The organism is Micromonospora sp. ATLC20, from assembly GCF_057196585.1.
Genome location: NZ_JBXUOV010000334.1, coordinates 1 through 2,623, shown reverse-complemented (window position 1 = coordinate 2,623; position 2,623 = coordinate 1). Strand labels below are relative to the sequence as shown.

Here is a 2,623-nt window from a genome sequence, read left to right as displayed (position 1 = left end):
CCGCCGCCGTGCTCGCCGCCCGGGCCCGCCCCGCGCCCACCCGCCGGCACCGGATCACCAGCGTCTGGGTGCTGCTCGCCACCGTCGCCCCCGAGCTGGACGAGTGGGCCGCCTACTTCGCCGCCGGCGCGAGCAAACGGGCCGCCGCCGAGGCCGGCATCCCCCGCGTGGTCACCGCCCGCGAGGCCGACGACCTGCTGCGCGCCGCCGAGGAGTTCGTGACGGTGGTGGAGACCGCGCTCGGCCTGGCCCACCAGCCGGCGCTCGACGGCCTGCCCCGCCCGCTGCGGCTCGGCGCCTCCGACTCCCCGCCGTCGCGGCCCGGAGCGGCCGCCGCCTGATTCGTGGCGCCCGGCCACCACCGGCGGGACCCCGGGTGGCCGGGCGCCGCACCCACGGCACACGCGTGCCGCGCACGACACGATCCACAGCACCATCCACGGGCGAGCCCGTGGCGAAACACGACGGGGGGTTGGTCCGATGGCGGGCCGCATGGTGGTCGGTTCCGCCGCCCTGGCCGATCTGGTCCGTCCGGCGAGCGCGCCCGACCCGGCCGGCGGCCACCGGGTGCTGCCCGTGCGGGCCGAGCTGACCGGGCTGCTGCCCAACCGCGGTCTGCGGCGTGGCAGCACCGTCGCGGTCGGCGCCGGCCAGCCCCGGCGCAGCGGCGCCACATCGCTGATCATCGCGCTGCTCGCCGAGGCGTCCCGGGCCGGCTCGTGGTGCGCGGTGGTCGGCGTACCCACCTTCGGGGCCGGCGCCGCCGCCGAGGCGGGCATCGCCCTGGAGCGGCTGGCCCTGGTGCCCGACCCCGGGCCGGAGTGGCCCACAGTGGTCGCCGCGCTCATCGACGGGGTCGACGTGGTGGTCACCGCCGTGCCGGCCACCGTCTCCGCCTCGGTCGCCACCCGGCTGGCCGCCCGTGCCCGGCAGCGCGGAAGCGTCCTGGTCCCGTACGGGCGGTGGGACGGCGCGGACGTCACGCTCCAGGTGGTCCGGGGCGTCTGGCAGGGGCTCGGCGCCGGTCGCGGGCGGCTGCGCCGCCGCGAGGTGACCGTCTCGGCCCGGGGCCGGGGCGCCGCCGCCCGCCCCAAGGAGATCAAGGTGTGGCTGCCCGGCGACGAGCTGACCCGGGTGATCCCCCGCTCGGCGGGGCTCGGCGTCCCGTCCGCCGCGCCGTCGCGCCGGCTGCGCGTGGTCGCCCCACCCGCCCGTACGCTCGCCGCGGCCGGTCCGGCGTGAGCGGCGAACCGCAGCGGACGCTGCTGCTCTGGTGCCCGGACTGGCCGGTTCTCGCCGCCGAGATCGTCGACGGGGTGCCCGCCACCGACCCGGTCGTGGTGCTGCACGCCAACCGGGTGATCGCCTGCTCCGAGCGGGCCCGCGCCGAGGGCATCCGGCGCGGGCTGCGCCGCCGCGAGGCGCAGGGGCGCTGCCCGCACCTGACGGTGGTCGACCACGACCCCGGGCGGGACGTACGCGCGTTCGAGCCGGTGGTGGCCGCCGTGGAGGAGGTGGTCGCCGGCGTCGAGGTGATCCGGCCCGGTGCCTGCGCCACGGCGGCCCGGGGGCCGAGCCGCTACCTCGGCGGCGAGGAGGCGGCGGCCGAGCGGATCGTGGAGCACGTCGCGCAGAGCTGCGCGGTGGAGAGCCAGGCCGGCATCGCCGACGGGGTGTTCGCGGCCGGGCTGGCCGCCCGGGAGGGCCGGATCGTGGCCCCCGGCGGCACCCGCGAGTTCCTGGCCGCCCGGCCGGTCGAGGCGCTCGGCCGGCCCGCGCTGGCCGACCTGCTGCGCCGGCTCGGCGTCCGCACCCTCGGCGACTTCGCGGCGCTGCCCGCCGGGGACGTGCTGGCCCGGTTCGGTTTCGACGGGGCGCTGGCGCACCGGCTCGCCGGTGGCCGCGACGACCGTCCGCTGGCGGTCCGGCAGCCGCCCGCCGACCTCACCGTCACCGCCGACTACGACGAGCCGGTCGACCGGGTCGACGCCGCCGCGTTCGCCGCCCGCATGCTCGCCGAGCGGCTGCACGAGCGGCTGGCCGGGTACGGCCTTGCCTGCACCCGCCTCGGCATCGAGGCGGTCACCGCCCACGGCCAGGAACTGCACCGGGTCTGGCGGCACGACGGCCTGCTCACCGCCGCGGCCGTCGCCGACCGGGTCCGCTGGCAGCTCGACGGCTGGCTCTCCGGCAGCAACGGCCGGGGCGGGACGCGTCCGGCCCGGCCCACCGCCGGGATCGTCCGGTTGCGACTGGTGCCCGACGGGGTGCTCGCCCAGGCGGGCCTGCAACCCGGGCTGTGGGGGGAGACCGGTGAGGAGCGGGAGCGGGCGCACCGGGCGCTGAGCCGGGTGCAGGGCATCCTCGGCCCCGAGGCGGTGGTCACCGCCGTGCTCGGCGGCGGGCGGTCCCCGGCCGACCAGGTACGCCTCGTGCCGTGGGGCGACGAGCGGGCGCCCGCCCGACCCGGCCCGCCACCCCTGCCGTCACCGGCTCCGGCGTCCCCGGCTCCGGCCGCGTCGCCGTCCCGGGCTGTCGGGGCCGCTCCGGGTGCCGCGTCCGCCTCGGTCGTCGTACCGGCTTCGGGTGTGCGTGCCGGGCGGCGGGCCGGGCGGGGCCGGGC

At 79.9% G+C, this 2,623-nt stretch carries 3 protein-coding genes; all 3 read left to right on the top strand.

Going from position 1 to position 2,623, the window contains the following annotated elements; all coding sequences use genetic code 11:
- Positions 1–341, top strand: a 341-nt coding sequence (locus tag AC2CHG_RS31015) for an SAV_6107 family HEPN domain-containing protein (RefSeq protein ID WP_484526160.1), incomplete at its 5' end; no start/stop codon positions are given.
- A 139-nt stretch (positions 342–480) separates the two neighbouring features.
- Positions 481–1,242, top strand: coding sequence for a hypothetical protein (locus AC2CHG_RS31010; RefSeq protein WP_355511654.1), 762 nt, complete (start codon positions 481–483; stop codon positions 1,240–1,242).
- Positions 1,239–2,623, top strand: a 1,385-nt coding sequence (locus AC2CHG_RS31005) for a DNA polymerase Y family protein (protein WP_484526159.1), incomplete at its 3' end; no start/stop codon positions are given. The genes AC2CHG_RS31010 and AC2CHG_RS31005, both read left to right, overlap by 4 nt.

Bases quoted from the DNA above. Each gene is read 5' to 3' on its own strand.
- AC2CHG_RS31010 (WP_355511654.1), top strand. From the start codon at position 481: ATGGCGGGCCGCATGGTGGTCGGTTCCGCCGCCCTGGCCGATCTGGTC.